The 14,648-nt window shown below is 71.9% G+C and carries 13 protein-coding genes; 10 read left to right on the forward strand and 3 right to left on the reverse strand.

All coding sequences use genetic code 11. From position 1 onward, the window contains the following. Positions 1–3: 3 nt before the first annotated feature. Together J3P36_RS00465 and J3P36_RS00470 are read right to left on the reverse strand one after the other, a co-directional pair. Complete coding sequence (locus J3P36_RS00465) at positions 4–246, reverse strand: protealysin inhibitor emfourin (RefSeq protein ID WP_210505285.1); 243 nt, start codon at positions 244–246, stop codon at positions 4–6. Further along, a complete protein-coding gene (locus J3P36_RS00470) occupies positions 243–1,283 on the reverse strand; it encodes a M4 family metallopeptidase (RefSeq protein ID WP_210505287.1) in 1,041 nt (346 codons plus the stop codon). The genes J3P36_RS00465 and J3P36_RS00470 overlap by 4 nt, the downstream gene beginning before the upstream one ends. Before the next feature lie 135 nt (positions 1,284–1,418). Here J3P36_RS00470 and J3P36_RS00475 point away from each other — a divergent pair, with 135 nt between their 5' ends. The 7 genes from J3P36_RS00475 (at position 1,419) to J3P36_RS00505 (ending at position 7,369) form a co-directional block, all read left to right on the forward strand. Then, positions 1,419–3,068, forward strand: coding sequence for a S1C family serine protease (locus tag J3P36_RS00475; RefSeq protein ID WP_210505289.1), 1,650 nt, complete (start codon positions 1,419–1,421; stop codon positions 3,066–3,068). A gap of 152 nt (positions 3,069–3,220) precedes the next feature. Beyond that, positions 3,221–3,817: a hypothetical protein gene (locus tag J3P36_RS00480; protein WP_210505291.1), complete on the forward strand. Its 597-nt coding sequence runs from the start codon at positions 3,221–3,223 to the stop codon at positions 3,815–3,817. Between the two features lie 53 nt (positions 3,818–3,870). Further along, the gene (locus J3P36_RS00485; protein WP_307806896.1) at positions 3,871–4,506 is read left to right on the forward strand and encodes a CDP-alcohol phosphatidyltransferase family protein; all 636 of its coding nucleotides are present in this window, start codon (positions 3,871–3,873) and stop codon (positions 4,504–4,506) included. Positions 4,507–4,521: 15 nt separating this feature from the next. Next, the gene (locus tag J3P36_RS00490) at positions 4,522–5,022 is read left to right on the forward strand and encodes an FHA domain-containing protein (RefSeq protein WP_210505293.1); all 501 of its coding nucleotides are present in this window, start codon (positions 4,522–4,524) and stop codon (positions 5,020–5,022) included. Between the two features lie 2 nt (positions 5,023–5,024). Further along, positions 5,025–5,726 (forward strand): MerR family transcriptional regulator, encoded by a 702-nt coding sequence (locus tag J3P36_RS00495; protein ID WP_210505295.1) that lies wholly within the window; start codon positions 5,025–5,027, stop codon positions 5,724–5,726. Positions 5,727–5,823: 97 nt separating this feature from the next. Then, positions 5,824–6,369 (forward strand): MerR family transcriptional regulator, encoded by a 546-nt coding sequence (locus J3P36_RS00500; protein ID WP_210505297.1) that lies wholly within the window; start codon positions 5,824–5,826, stop codon positions 6,367–6,369. 91 nt (positions 6,370–6,460) lie between these two features. Then, the gene (locus J3P36_RS00505) at positions 6,461–7,369 is read left to right on the forward strand and encodes a cyclase family protein (RefSeq protein ID WP_307806897.1); all 909 of its coding nucleotides are present in this window, start codon (positions 6,461–6,463) and stop codon (positions 7,367–7,369) included. Positions 7,370–8,077: 708 nt separating this feature from the next. Here J3P36_RS00505 and J3P36_RS00510 read toward each other — a convergent pair. Next, the gene (locus J3P36_RS00510) at positions 8,078–8,911 is read right to left on the reverse strand and encodes a ParA family protein (protein WP_210505302.1); all 834 of its coding nucleotides are present in this window, start codon (positions 8,909–8,911) and stop codon (positions 8,078–8,080) included. Between the two features lie 81 nt (positions 8,912–8,992). Between J3P36_RS00510 and J3P36_RS00515 the strand changes: the two genes are divergently transcribed. The 3 genes from J3P36_RS00515 (at position 8,993) to def (ending at position 14,546) form a co-directional block, all read left to right on the forward strand. Next, positions 8,993–12,391 carry a pyruvate carboxylase gene (locus J3P36_RS00515; protein WP_210505304.1) on the forward strand — a complete coding sequence of 1,133 codons (3,399 nt, stop codon included), beginning with the start codon at positions 8,993–8,995 and terminating at the stop codon, positions 12,389–12,391. A 102-nt stretch (positions 12,392–12,493) separates the two neighbouring features. Further along, positions 12,494–14,062 (forward strand): MinD/ParA family protein, encoded by a 1,569-nt coding sequence (locus J3P36_RS00520; RefSeq protein ID WP_307806898.1) that lies wholly within the window; start codon positions 12,494–12,496, stop codon positions 14,060–14,062. Next, positions 14,055–14,546 (forward strand): peptide deformylase, encoded by a 492-nt coding sequence (gene def, locus J3P36_RS00525; RefSeq protein WP_210505306.1) that lies wholly within the window; start codon positions 14,055–14,057, stop codon positions 14,544–14,546. Before J3P36_RS00520 ends, def begins: the two co-directional genes overlap by 8 nt. Positions 14,547–14,648 lie beyond the last annotated feature (102 nt).

The following is a 14,648-nucleotide window of genomic DNA, read 5'->3' on the forward strand; positions in this document are numbered from 1 at the left end:
TCCTCACTCACCGGAAGGCCCGCCGCGCCCCCGCAGCAGCCGGCGGAGGCGCTCGTCGAGTCGGGACTCCGCGATCTCCACCTCGTTGCGGCCGTCGCCCACCCGGTACACGAAGCGGTCGCGGGCCGCCGGGTCGCGCCCGGCACGCGAGCAGAGCTCCTCCCAGTCGGACTCCTCGACGTCGACGCTCCAGCTGCGCGCGATGCCGGCGATCCCGCCGCTCCTGGTGACGGTGACGACGATCATGCCGGCTCGATCCCGACGGTCCGCCAGGCGTCGACGACCGCCTCCCGCTCTGTCGTCGCCCTTCCCCAGCGATGGGCGGCGGCGGCGACCGTGGCGGAGGCGAAGGTGGCGAAGTCGCAGTCGCGGGGGAGGCCGCCCGTGGTGAGGGCGTCGTACCAGACGGGGCCGACGCTCTCCCAGGCGAAGCCGCCGATCGCCGTCGCCGCCAGGGAGAAGGCGCGGTTCGGGATGCCCGAGTTGATGTGCACGCCGCCCGAGTCGTCGTCGGTGTGCACGTAGTCCTCCATGTGCCGGGGCTGCGGGTCGCGGCCGAGCAGCGGGTCGTCGTAGGCGGTGCCCGGTGCGGCCATCGAGCGCAGCGCGACTCCCGAGATCCGGTCGGTGAAGAGTCCGGCGCCCACGAGCCAGGTGGCGCTCGCGGCGTCCTGCCGGAGCCGATGCTGCTCGACGAGGACCCCGAACACGTCGGACAGCGATTCGTTGATCGCCCCGGACTGGTCCTCGTAGCGGAGGTCGGCGGTGTACTGGGTGACCCCGTGGGCCAGCTCGTGGCCGATCACCGACAGCGAGACGGTGAAGCGCCGGAAGATCTCGCCGTCGCCGTCCCCGAAGACCATCCGCTCGCCGTCCCAGAACGCGTTGTCGTACTCCTCGCCGTAGTGCACGGTCGCCTCGAGGGGCAGCCCGCGGCCGTCGATCGAGTTCCGGCGGTGCGCCTCGTCGAAGTAGGCGAACACCGCGCCGAGTCCGTCGTACGCCTCGTCCACCGCCGGGTCCCCGTCCGGCGGCTCGCCCTCACGGCGCACCGGGATGCCGGGCAGCGTCTCCGTCGACTCCGCGTCGGATATCGTCCGCTGCGGGTTGCGCGTGGTCGCCGCGCGCAGCTCCGGCAGGAACGGTGCCCGCCGGGTCTCGTGCACCGTGCCGGCGCCGACCAGGGCGCGACGGGCGGCCCGCGCGACCGTGCCGTACTCCCGCTCCTCCGCCGCCGAGGCGAGCCGCTCGAGCAGATAGGGCGGGACGATGCTGCAGCGCATGCCCCGATTCTTCCCGCGCCCCCCGCAGCCGTCCAGGGCCGCGGAGTTGCGCGGCGTGCAAGCCGCCATTGCACGTCCATTGCATGCGGGATCGATGCCACAACGCCTGATGCGGCCCTCCCTAGCGTTCGGGACATGACCTACTCCAGCACCCCGGCTCCGGCCGACTCCGCCCGCGCCGGACACGGCGCCTCGTCCGCTCCGGCCGCCGGCCGGGCGCGACGCTCCACCCGCTCGGCGCGGCTGCGCCGCGGCGCGGCCACCCTGATCGCGGTGCCCGCGACGGCGCTCGCCCTCACCTCCTGTTTCGCGAACCCCCTCGCCGGCGCGGCCGGCGGAGGCGGCACCAAGGACGACGGCACGGTGGGCTTCGACGGCGTCCAGTCCGCGACGATCCAGATCGAGTCGGTCGGCACGTTCGTGTCCCCGGAGGGGGCCTTCGAGGCGGCCGGCCGCGGCTCGGGCTTCATCATCGACGAGAGCGGCCTCGCCGTGACGAACAACCACGTCGTCGTCGGCGCCGGCACGCTGAAGGTCTGGCGGGGCGGCGACCAGTCGGAGACGCTCAACGCGAAGATCCTCGGCTCAAGCGAGTGCCTGGACCTCGCGGTCATCGACCTCAGCGGCGACGAGTACCCGACGCTCGGCTGGTACGAGGGCGAGACGAAGGTCGCGACCGACGTCTACACCGCCGGCTTCCCCCTCGGCGACCCGACGTTCAACATGACCCGCGGCATCATCTCGAAGGCCGACACGGCGATGGACACCCAGTGGGCCTCCATCGACCACGTCATCGAGCACGACGCCCGCATCCGCGGCGGCAACTCGGGCGGCCCCCTCGTCGACACGAAGGGCCGCGTCGTCGGCGTGAACTACGCCGGCAACGACACCTACGACCAGAACCTCGCGATCTCGTCGAGCGAGGTGCGCGACGTCGTCGAGCAGCTCGCGGCCGGCGAGAACGTGCTGAGCCTCGGCATCAACGGCACGGCGATCACCGACGAGGAGGGCAACGGCCTCGGCATCTGGGTGAACTCGATCGCCTCAGGCGGCATCGCGGACGAGGCCGGCGTGCAGCCGGGCGACCTCCTCACCCGCATGGAGGGCGTCAGCCTCGGCGTCGACGGCACGATGGCCGACTATTGCGACGTCCTCCGGACCCGCGGCCAGGACGCCACCCTCGCGGTCGACGTCTACCGCCCGTCCGAGGACATCTACTACCGCGGCCAGATGAACGGCGACCCGCTCGAGGCGGTCAGCGTTCCGGTCAGCAATGGCGGAAGCAGCAGCGGCGGCAACGGCGGCGGGAGCTCCTCCTCGGGCACCTTCACGACCGTGGTCGACGACAGCGGCTCGCTGCAGGCCGAGGTGGACGACTCGTGGGAGCTCGACACGAGCGCCTTCGAGGCCTTCGACGGCGCCTCGTACGCCCGCATCGAGGCGAGCCCCGACCTGGCCGCCTACGCGGACAGCTGGGACGTGCCCGGCATGTCGCTGGTCGCCTCGAACGCCGCGACGGCGACGCCCGACGACTGGTTCTCCGCCTACCAGGACCTGGCGGACAGCTCCGGCTGCACGCTCGACTCGGAGGACGTCTTCGATGACGGCGTCCACGACGCCAGCTACCGCTACTACACCGGCTGCGGCGGACAGGCCGACCTGCTCGTCCTCTCCGGCTACTCGAAGGCGGGCGACTACCTCGTCACCCTCACCTTCACGATGCTGACGGAGGCCGATGTCGACGCGATGAACCGCGCTGTCGGCAGCTTCTACGCCCAGTTCTAGCCCGACACCCGATCCACCCGACGACGCGGCCGGGGCTCCCATAATGGGCCCCGGCCGCGTCGTCGTCTGCGCCTGTTTCCCCTGGTTGCACCGCGATTGCAGGTCGTGCGCGATGGTCCTCCGCCGCGGTCTCCGTCCCTAGCGTCGAGGACATGAACCCCTTCCTGCCCCGCCCCGTCCGAGCCTGCGCAGCGGCCGCGATCGCCGGCGTCGTCGTCCTCCTGTCCGCCTGCGCCTCCTCCCCGAGTGTCGCCGAACCGGAGCCGGCGCAGACCGCCGCCCCTGCTGAGGCGCCGGCCGAGGGTGGCGGTCCCGACGCCGACGAGCCCGACGCTGCCGATCCCGACGAGGAGATCCCGGCGGGCTCCGCCGGCTTCTGGCTCGCCTCGCTCGCGAGCAGCCACGACCACCTGAGGACGACGCTCGGGGAGTGGGACGCCAAGGGCTGCACGGTCGCCGCCGCCATCGACGGCGAGTACCTGTGCACCGGCGCGCTCACGTCGGCCGCGATGTCCGCCGCCACCGTCGAGGAGCTCTTCGCGTCCGTCGGCGACCAGGGGCTTACGGGCGACGAGCTGCAGGCCCTCGAGCCGGTCCAGGAGGCCGCCGCGGCCGCCGGTGCGGCAAGCGCCGCCTGGACCGAGGCGGAGTGCAACTGGGAGGCGACCCCGGAGTGCACGCCCGCCGCCAAGGAGTCGCTCGCCGCGTCCACCGCGCTGCTCGCCGCGCTCGACGCCTGGGGCGCCTGACGAAGCCTTTCCCGCCCGGCGGCTCCCAGCCGCCGGGCAGTAGGCTGACCGACGTGGACGGAGCGCCGCAGCCCGGGCGCGTGCAGCGCCAGCAGGTCAGCGACCGCATCCTCACGCTGCCGAACATCCTCAGCTTCGTGCGGCTCGCGCTCGTCCCCGTCTTCCTCGTCCTGCTCCTCGACGGGCAGGACCTCGCCGCGCTCATCGTGCTCGTCGTCGCGAGTGCCACCGACTACCTCGACGGCTACCTCGCGAGGAGGCTCGGCCAGGTCAGCCGCCTCGGCCAGCTGCTCGATCCGGCCGCCGACCGGCTCTACATCTTCGCGGCCCTCCTCGGGCTCGCCGCCCGCGAGCTGGTGCCCTGGTGGCTCGTCCTCGTGATCGTGGCGCGGGACGTCCTGCTGCTCGCCCTCGGGGTGATCCTCGCGAGCAACGGGTACGGTCCGCTCCCCGTGCACCACCTCGGGAAGATCGCCACCTTCTGCCTCTTCTACGCGCTGCCGCTCCTCGTGCTCGCCCAGGCGTTCCCCGGGATCGCGCACGTCGTGGGGCCCATCGGTTGGGCGTTCGGGGCGTGGGGAGCGTTCCTCTACTGGTGGGCGGGCCTCGTCTACGCGGTGGAGACCGCGCGAGTGATCCGCATCCCACGGGACGGCGGAGGGTCTCCATCCGCTAGGGTTGTCCGCTGAAGGAGGTAGTCCCCGATGGTCGATTCCCGCGACGCAGCGCCCGGTCGAGGTGGCGATCCGAGGACCCCTCGGGTCCCGGATTCGGTGAGCGCGGACACCACCGCGTCCTTCGGTGAGGACTTCCTGGGCCAGGTCGCCGCGCTCGACACCCGCACCAACTCGGAGGAGCAGGCCGCCATCGCGGCGCTGCCGTCCGGTTCGGCGCTCCTCGTGGTCCGGCGCGGCCCCAACAGCGGTGCCCGGTTCCTGCTCGACGCCGACGTCACCACGGCGGGCCGGCACCCGAGCTCCGACATCTTCCTCGACGACGTGACCGTCTCGCGCCGTCACGCCCAGTTCATCCGGCGGGGCACCGCCTTCGAGGTGAAGGACCTCGGCAGCCTCAACGGCACCTACTACGACGGCGTGCGCATCGACAGCGCGCTGCTCACCGACGGTGCCGAGGTCCAGGTCGGCAAGTTCCGTCTCACCTTCTACGCCTCGCGGCACGACCTGGCCCACGCGGGCGCCCGCTGAGCATGACGACGTCCGTGGCCCGCGCGCAGGGGGCCAGTGCACCGGCGTTGCTCAACATCGGACAGGTCCTCGCCAAGCTGAAGCCGGACTTCCCGGACCTGTCGCCGTCGAAGCTGCGGTTCCTCGAGGAGCAGCGGCTGATCGCCCCGGCGCGCACCGAATCCGGCTACCGCAAGTTCTCGCCGCGCGACCTCGAGCGGCTGCGCCTCATCCTCACCATGCAGCGCGACCACTACCTGCCGCTCAAGGTGATCCGCTCCTATCTCGCCGACCTCGACGCCGGCCGCAACCCGGCGTGGCCCGGCGCGGCGGCGCAGGCGACGCCGTCCATGCTGGCCGCGGAGCGGCGCTACAGCCGCGAGGAACTGCTCAAGGAGGCGGGCGCCCCGTCGTCGCTCCTCGACGAGGCGGTCAGCGCCTCCCTGCTGCAGCCGGGTGACACCTTCAGCGACGACGCGCTCGGCGTTCTCAAGGCCCTCGCCGAGCTGCGCCGCGTCGGCATCGAACCGCGGCACCTGCGCGGCTTCCGGGCCGCCGCCGAGCGGGAGGCGGGGCTCCTCGAGAGCGCGGTGCTCCCCGCCATCCGGCGCAGGGACGGCGCGAGCAGAGCGCGGGGCGCGGAGCTCGCCCTGGAGCTCGCCGCGCAGCTCGACGTGGTGCGCGCCAGCCTCATCCGCGGAGCCCTCGAGCGGCTCGGCGCGTGACGCGACACGCCGAAGTCCCAAATCCGGATGTGATTGCCGAGGGCTCCTCCGCTCGGTACCGTGGAGAAGTCCTCAAGATGAACGGTAGGCACGCCTGATGAAGGAACTCAGCCGCAGCGAAGATCGCTACGATCTCGGGCTGCTCTTCACGGACGGCATGCCGGACCTGGAGGCAGGTGAGGGCTTCCGCGGCACCATCGCCGCCCGCGCCGCCGGCATCAGCTACCGCCAGCTCGACTACTGGGCCCGCACCGGCCTCGTCGAGCCCACGATCCGCGGCGCCGCCGGCTCCGGCTCGCAGCGCCTCTACGGCTTCCGCGACATCCTCGTCCTCAAGCTCGTCAAGCGGCTCCTCGACACCGGCATCTCGCTGCAGCAGATCCGCACCGCGGTGAACCAGCTCCGCGAGGCCGGCATCAGCGACCTCGCCCAGACGACCCTGATGAGCGACGGCGCCAGCGTCTACCTCTGCACCTCGAACGACGAGGTCATCGACCTGGTCAGCCGCGGCCAGGGCGTCTTCGGCATCGCGGTCGGCAAGGTGCTCCGCGAGGTCGAGTCGAGCCTCGTCGAGCTCGACACCCAGGTGCAGGACCCGCAGGACGAGCTCGCCGCTCGCCGAGCCGCCCGCGTCGCCGGCTGAGCCCCGCCGAACCACTTCGCATCGAACGCACTCCGCACTCGGGGTGCGTTCGTCGTTTCCGGGCATGGCCCGGGTCTGCCAGGCTCGACGGGTGACCGAGTTCCGTGCTGTGTTCGATGCCGACGTCCGCTTCGCCAACGGGGGAGGGATGACGGTCGAGCGCTTCCGCCTCGACCTGCCCTCCGAGGGGCTCAGCGAGTCGGACATCGCCCACCTGTTCATCCGCCACCTCGGCCTCGCGATGGTCGGCGAGGTCGAGCTGCGCGGGCTGGAGGTCGTGGAGGAGGCGCACAAGGGCAGCCGGGGGATCAGCGGGGCGCCCGCGCCCGCCGCCTCGCCCCTCGTCGACCTCAGCCACACCATCCGCGCCGGCCTCGTCACCTATCCCGGGCTGCCCGCTCCGACGATCACCCCGCACCTGACGCGGGAGGCGTCGCGGAGCGTCTACGCGCCCGGCACCGAGTTCGCGATGGACATCATCACGATGATCGGCAACACGGGCACCTACCTCGACAGCCCGTACCACCGCTACGCGGGCGGCGGCGACCTCGCGAGCCTCTCGCTCGACCAGCTCGTCGCTCTCAACGCCGAGGTGTTCCGTCTCACCGACGCGACCGAGCGCGGCATCCCGGCCACCGTCTTCGCGGAGCGCGACGTTCGCGGCGCGGCGGTGCTCCTGCACACCGGCTGGGACCGCCACTTCGGCACCGAGCGGTACGGGGAGCCCGCGCCGTTCCTCACCGAGGCCGCGGCGTCGTACCTCGTCGACCAGGGCGTGCGACTCGTCGGCATCGACTCCCTCAACATCGACGACACGTCCCCGGACGCGGGCGGCCGCCGCCCGGCGCACTCGCTCCTCCTCGCGGCCGGCGTCCCGGTCGTCGAGCACCTCACCAACCTGGGGCAGGTGCCGGCGAGCGGGGCGATGTTCTCCGCCGTGCCGCCGAAGGTGGAGGGGTTCGGCACTTTCCCGGTGCGCGCGTTTGCGGTGCTGCCGTAGGGGGCGGGGTCGGAGCTGGATCGGTGGGGGCGGCGGGGTCTAGTCGGCCGGCTGGCGGGGTGCGGCGATTCCGGGTGCCAGTTGCGGGAGTCGTTGGGTGCGGCCTGGTGATCGGATGGCCGGGTGTCGAGTGCCTGTTGCGTGGGTTGCCCGGCTGGGTGAGTCGGCTTAACACGGTGCCGGGGGTGGTTGCTCGGGCGCGTGCGTCGCGTTCGAGGAGTTCGGCGGCACTTCGGCGTCGAGTGCACCCGGAAACGCCACTCGGATTCCTGCTGAAGCACCGAGTGCTCCCTGAAACACCGAGAGCACCCTGGGCAACGGGCGCGCTCGGTGCTTCGGGGCGCACTGGGCGATCAGGCGCCGGGTTCGTCGCGTCCGGGTGTTCCGGCGGAGCTTCCGCGCCGAGTGCGCCCTGAAACGCCACTCGGATTCCTGCTGAAGCACCGAGTGCTCCTCGAAACACCGAGAGCACCCTGGGCAACGGGCGCGCTCGGTGTTTCGGGGCGCACTCGGCGATAGAGCGCGGTGCGAGGCACCCGTACGGTGCGTGACGCATCCCGAGACCGACCCACCCACGCGGTGCGCGACGCATCCCGAGAACCGAGCCACCCGCGCCGTAGCAAGCCTCCCGGCCACCCCACCGACGCGAGCCGCCGACGCACGCCAACTATCCCGCCACCCCGCGCACCCGCAGAGGGCGGCAGCGCGTCAGACGGTCGGCGTCGGCGTGGTGTGCGTCTCCAGCTCGGCGTACTCGCCGACGCGGCCCGTGCGGAGGACGCGGTCGAGGAGCTGGTCGAACATGCGCGCCATCTCCTGGGCGCTCTCGCCCGGCCAGATGTGCAGCGGCTTCGCCGCGCCCTGCGCCTGCTGCAGCGACGTGCGCTCGGGCAGGTGCGGGCTCAGCACGAGCGGGCCGAACATGTCGCGCAGCTCCTTGATGCGGAACTGGTGCTCGAGCGACTGCATGCGCGCGCGGTTGACGATGATGCCGAGGGGCTGGAGGCGCGGGCTGAGGCCGCGGCGGATCTCCTCGATCGCGCGGAGGGCGCGGTCGGCGGCGGCGACGGAGAAGAGGCCCGGCTCGGTGACGACGGCGACGCGGTCGCTCGCCGCCCACGCGGTGCGGGTCAGGGCGTTGAGGGACGGGGCGCAGTCGATCAGCACCAGGTCGTAGTCGTGCTCGACGCTCGCGAGCGCCTCCTCGAGCTTCCAAATGTCCCGGATGCTCGGGTGGGGGCCGTCGAAGTTGATCGCGGACGGGCTGCCCACCATCACGTCGATCGTGCCGGAACGGCCGCGGGTCCACCCGCTGGGCGCGATCGCGGCGCGGACGACCTTCTCCTTGGGGGAGGCGAGCACATCCGCGACGTTGAGGTGGCCCTGAACCTGCACGTCCATGCCGGTCGAGACATCGGACTGCGGGTCGAGGTCCACGACGAGGGTGCGCAAACCCTTCGCGAAGCCGGCGGATGCGAGGCCGAGGGTGACGGTGGTCTTGCCCACTCCACCCTTCAGGGAGGAGACGCTCAGCACATGCACGGGCACAACGTTAGCGCCAGTAGTCTGGGCACACCCACAACGACGATCCATTCGGCGAGGACCGCCGGGGGAAGGGCACGTGTGTTCTCGAAGATCCTGGTAGCCAACCGCGGCGAGATCGCGATCCGCGCTTTCCGCGCCGCCTACGAGCTCGGCGCGAAGACCGTCGCGGTGTTCCCCTACGAGGACCGCAACTCCATGCACCGCCTGAAGGCGGACGAGGCCTATCAGATCGGGGAGCCGGGCCATCCGGTGCGCGCCTATCTCGACGTCGCCGAGATCATCCGCGTCGCCAAGGAGTCCGGCGCCGACGCCATCTACCCCGGCTATGGGTTCCTCAGCGAGAACCCCGAGCTCGCCGAGGCCGCCCGCCAGGCCGGCATCACCTTCATCGGCCCGCCGGCCGAGGTGCTCGAGATGGCCGGCAACAAGGTCGCCGCCAAGGAGCGCGCCATCAAGGCGGGCGTGCCCGTCCTGAAGTCGAGCAAGCCGTCGGCCGACCTCGACGAGCTGCTCGCCGCCGCCGACGAGATCGGCTTCCCCGTCTTCGCGAAGGCGGTCGCCGGCGGCGGCGGACGCGGGATGCGCCGGGTCAACACCAAGGGGGAGCTGCGGGACGCCCTCACCGCCGCCATGCGCGAGGCGGACAGCGCCTTCGGCGACCCGACCATGTTCCTCGAGCAGGCGGTGCTCCGGCCGCGGCACATCGAGGTGCAGATCCTCGCCGACGGCAGCGGCAACACGGTGCATCTCTTCGAGCGCGACTGCTCGGTGCAGCGCCGCCACCAGAAGGTCATCGAGATCGCGCCGGCGCCGAACCTCGACCAGTCGATCCGGGACGCCCTCTACCGCGACGCCGTCGCCTTCGCCAAGTCGATCGGCTACCAGAACGCGGGAACCGTCGAGTTCCTCGTCGACACGGTCGGCGACCGCGCCGGCCAGCACGTCTTCATCGAGATGAACCCGCGCATCCAGGTCGAGCACACGGTGACCGAGGAGGTCACCGACGTCGACCTCGTGCAGAGCCAGATGCGCATCGCCGCGGGGGAGACCCTCGAGCAGCTCGGCCTCACGCAGGACAGGCTGCAGCTGCGGGGCGCCGCTCTGCAGTGCCGCATCACGACCGAGGACCCCTCGCAGGGCTTCCGGCCCGACACCGGGAAGATCACCACCTACCGCTCTCCCGGCGGCGCCGGCATCCGCCTCGACGGCGGCACGGTCGCACAGGGTGCCCAGATCAGCCCGCACTTCGACTCGATGCTCGCGAAGATGACCTGCCGCGGCCGCGACTTCCCGGCCGCCGTGGCGCGCGCGAAGCGCGGGCTCGCGGAGTTCCGCATCCGCGGCGTCTCCACCAACATCTCGTTCCTCCAGGCCGTGCTGGACGACCCGGCGTTCGTCGCCGGCGACATCGCCACCTCCTTCATCGAGGAGCGGCCGGACCTCATCGCGCCGAACCCGTCCCGCGACCGCGGCACCAAGATCCTCACCTGGCTCGCGGAGGTCACCGTCAACCAGCCGTGGGGGAGCCGCCCGCTGGGCGCACGCCCCGTCGACAAGCTGCCCGCGGTCGACCTGACGGCGCCCGCGCCGGACGGCTCGCGCCAGCGTCTGCTCGAGCTCGGCCCCGAGGGATTCGCCGCCGAGCTGCGGGCGCAGACCGCCCTCGCGGTGACCGACACCACCTTCCGCGACGCGCACCAGTCGCTGCTCGCCACCCGGGTCCGCACGCGCGACCTCGCCGCGGTCGGCCCGCACTACGCGCGCACGGCTCCCGGCCTGCTCTCGGTCGAGGCCTGGGGAGGCGCCACCTACGACGTCGCCCTCCGCTTCCTCGGCGAGGACCCCTGGGACCGGCTCGCCACCCTCCGCGAGGCGATGCCCAACATCGCGATCCAGATGCTGCTGCGCGGCCGCAACACGGTCGGCTACACGCCGTATCCGACGAAGGTGACCGACGCGTTCGTGCGCGAGGCCGCCGACACCGGAATCGACATCTTCCGGATCTTCGACGCGCTCAACGACGTCGACCAGATGCGACCCGCGATCGACGCCGTGCGCGCCACCGGGAGCTCGGTCGCCGAAGTCGCCATGTGCTACACCGGCAACCTCCTCGACCCCGCCGAGGACCTCTACACGCTCGACTACTACCTCCGCCTCGCGGAGCAGATCGTCGAGGCCGGCGCGCACATCCTCGCCATCAAGGACATGGCCGGGCTGCTCCGCCCGTACGCTGCGGCGAAGCTCGTCGCGGCCCTGCGCGAGCGGTTCGACCTGCCCGTGCACCTGCACACCCACGACACCGCGGGCGGCCAGCTCGCGACCCTCCTCGCCGCGAGCGAGGCAGGCGTCGACGCGGTCGACGTCGCGAGCGCCGCCATGGCGGGCACCACGAGCCAGGTGTCGGCGTCCGCGCTGGTCGCCGCTCTCGCCGACACGGAGCGCGACACCGGCCTCTCCCTGCAGGCGATCGCCGACTTCGAGCCGTACTGGGAGGCCGTGCGCACCCAGTACAAGCCGTTCGAGTCCGGCCTGCCCGGCCCCACCGGCCGCGTGTACCACCACGAGATCCCCGGCGGTCAGCTGTCGAACCTGCGCCAGCAGGCGATCGCCCTCGGTCTCGCCGACCGCTTCGAGCTGATCGAGGACCTCTACGCCGCCGCGAACCGGATCCTCGGCCGCATCCCCAAGGTGACGCCGTCCTCGAAGGTCGTCGGCGACCTGGCGCTGCACCTCGCCGCCGCCGGGGCCGACCCGGGCGACTTCGAGCAGAACCCGCAGAAGTACGACATCCCGGACTCCGTGATCGGCTTCATGGCCGGCGAGCTCGGCGACCTGCCGGGCGGCTGGCCCGAGCCGTTCCGCTCGAAGGTGCTCGAGGGCCGCACGGTCGACGTCTCGGTCGAGGACCTCTCGGCGGACGACAGCGCCGCGCTCGACGCCGACAGCCCCACGCGCCGGCAGGCACTCAACCGGCTGCTCTTCCCCGGCCCGACCCGCACCTTCCAGCAGGTGCGGGACATGTACGGCGACCTGTCCGTCGTCGACACGGCCGACTACCTCTACGGCCTGCAGGGCGGGGTCGAGCACACCGTCCGCATCGCGCGCGGCGTGCAGCTGTTCGTCGGGCTCGAGGCCATCGGCGAGGTCGACGAGAAGGGCATGCGCAACGTCATGACCACCCTCAACGGCCAGATGCGGCCGATCTCCGTGCGGGACCGCAGCGTCGCCGTCGAGGTCACCTCCGCCGAGAAGGCGGACCCGGGCAAGCCCGGGCACGTGCCTGCGCCGTTCTCCGGGGTCGTGACGCTCAAGGTGCAGGAGGGCGACAAGGTCGAGGCCGGTCAGGCGATCGCGTCGATCGAGGCCATGAAGATGGAGGCCGCCATCACGAGCCCCATCGCCGGCACGGTCGCGCGCCTCGCCATCGCCGCCACCCAGCAGGTGGAGGCGGGGGACCTGCTCGTCGAGGTGCGCTGACACGTTCCCGGACCGCCCGCGCGGCTCCCGGCCTGGCCGGGAGGTGCCGCTTAGGCTGTCAGGGATATGAGTGCGACGCGAACGGAACGGAAGGCTGGGCCTGTGTCGAGCAAGCGCAAGAAGTCTCCCGGGCAGGTGCTCGAGAGCACGGTCGGCGCCGAGCAGCACGACGAGGAGCTCGAGCACTTCCACAGCGAGCTGGTCGAGGAGCCGGGGGCGAAGCTCGCGAGCAGCCTTCCCGAGAGCCTGACCATCCACATCGACCTGCCGCCGGCGCCCGAGCACGCGCTGCCCGACGACGAGGCAGCGGTCCGCATCGACGACGTCGCGGTGCCCGCGAGCGCCGTCCCCGGCACGCTGACCGGGGAGATCGCGCTCGGCGAGCTGCGGCCGGTCGAGGAGAAGCCGGCCCGCACGCCGTACCGGCCCACGGGCAGCGCCTACGACGCCCTCCTCGGCAGCCGAGCATTCAGCACGTTCCCCACGGGCACCGGCGACACGCCGCGCTCCTACACCGGGGAGGTGCCGCACCTCACCGGCGACCTTCCCCGCCTCACCGGCGACCTTCCCCGCCTCACCGGCGAGGTCCCCCGCGTGACCGGGAGCGTGCCGCGCATCCCCGACGGGCAGCGCGCGACCGGCGAGATGCCGCGCGTCGAGCCCGTCACGCCTCCGGGCGGCACCAGCCTCACGCGCCGCGACAGCCTGCGCGGCCTGCACAGCGAGACGCCCGAGACGTCCGCCATGCTCACCGCCGATCGCCTCATCGAGGGCAGGCTCACCCGCACCGCCCCGACCGGCGCGTGGAACAAGTTCGTGTACGCGGCCACGTTCCACAAGGTGAACCTCGGCGACTCCCCGGCGGAGCGGGCCCGCAAGGAGCTCGACGTCCGCATCGACAAGCAGTTCGAGGGCGGCACCCGGTTCGTCCCGATCCTCACCCGCAAGGGCGGCGTCGGCAAGACCACGGTCACCACCCTGCTCGGCATGGCGCTGGCGACCACGCGCGAGGACCGGATCATCGCGATCGACGCGAACCCGGACCGCGGCACGCTCTCCGAGCGCGTCTCCAAGCAGACCCGCGCCACCGTGCGGGACGTCGTGCACAAGGCCGCGAGCATCACCGGCTTCACCGACTTCTCGCAGCTCGTCTCCCGGGACGAGACCCGCCTCGACATCCTCGCGTCGGACACCGACCCGCTGCTGAGTGAGGCCTTCGACGAGAACGACTACAACGTGGTCGCGGACCTCACCGCCCGCTTCTACTCGATCGTGCTCACCGACTGCGGAACCGGCATCGTCCACTCCGTCATGCGGGCCACCCTCAACCGAGCCGACTCTGTGGTCATCGTCTCCGGCGGCAGCGTCGACGAGGCGCGACTCGCGTCCGAGACCCTCACCTGGCTCGAGGCGAACGGCTACGGCGACCTCGTCCGCAACGCGATCGTCGCGCTCAACACGGCGACGCAGGGCACCAACATGGTGAAGCTCGACGAGATCGAGGCGCACTTCAAGTCCCGCGTCCGCGACATCGTGCGCATCCCGTACGACCCGGTGCTCGCCGCCGGCAGCGTGGTCAGCTACAAGGACCTCAGGCAGGTCACGAAGGACGCCGCCCGCCGGCTGGCCGCCCTCGTGGTCGACGGACTCCCCGTGCGCCGAGGTGCCTGAGCGCCCCATCCGGCTGTTCGGGGATCCGGTTCTCAAGACCCCGTCCGCGCCGATCGAGAACATCGACGACGGAGTGCGCTCGCTCGTCGCCGACCTGCTCGACTCCGTCGCGCTGCCCGGACGGGCCGGCGTCGCGGCGTCGCAGATCGGCGTGAACCTGCGGGCGTTCAGCTACAACGTGGACGGGAAGATCGGCTACGTGCTGAACCCGCGCATCGTCGAGGTGCGCGGCGATCCGGAGCTCGTCGACGAGGGCTGCCTGTCCGTCCCCGAGCTCTGGTACCCGGTGCTGCGGCACCCGTGGGCGCGTGCCGAGGGCGTCGACCTCGACGGCCGGCCGGTCGTCGTCGAGGGCTCCGGCGTGCTCGCCCAGGCACTGCAGCACGAGGTGGACCACCTCGACGGCAAGCTCTACCTCGACCGCCTCGACAAGGACCGCCGCCGCGAGGCGATGCGCCGCATCCGCGAATCCCGCTGGTTCTGAGCGCCGCTCGTCCCCGCCCTTCCTCTCCTTCAACAGGCGTTTCTGCCTCCAACAGGCGGAAATCGGCGACTTCCGCCTGTTGGAGGACTTTCTGCCTGTTGA

Origin of the sequence: Naasia sp. SYSU D00057 (genome assembly GCF_017916505.1) — a bacterium.
In the GTDB taxonomy this organism is placed as follows: Bacteria; Actinomycetota; Actinomycetes; order Actinomycetales; family Microbacteriaceae; genus Naasia.

Bases quoted from the DNA above. Each gene is read 5' to 3' on its own strand.
- J3P36_RS00495 (WP_210505295.1), top strand. From the start codon at position 5,025: ATGACGACGTCCGTGGCCCGCGCGCAGGGGGCCAGTGCACCGGCGTTG.
- J3P36_RS00475 (WP_210505289.1), top strand. From the start codon at position 1,419: ATGACCTACTCCAGCACCCCGGCTCCGGCCGACTCCGCCCGCGCCGGA.
- J3P36_RS00470 (WP_210505287.1), bottom strand. From the start codon at position 1,283: ATGCGCTGCAGCATCGTCCCGCCCTATCTGCTCGAGCGGCTCGCCTCG.
- J3P36_RS00500 (WP_210505297.1), top strand. From the start codon at position 5,824: ATGAAGGAACTCAGCCGCAGCGAAGATCGCTACGATCTCGGGCTGCTC.
- J3P36_RS00465 (WP_210505285.1), bottom strand. From the start codon at position 246: ATGATCGTCGTCACCGTCACCAGGAGCGGCGGGATCGCCGGCATCGCG.
- J3P36_RS00480 (WP_210505291.1), top strand. From the start codon at position 3,221: ATGAACCCCTTCCTGCCCCGCCCCGTCCGAGCCTGCGCAGCGGCCGCG.
- J3P36_RS00490 (WP_210505293.1), top strand. From the start codon at position 4,522: ATGGTCGATTCCCGCGACGCAGCGCCCGGTCGAGGTGGCGATCCGAGG.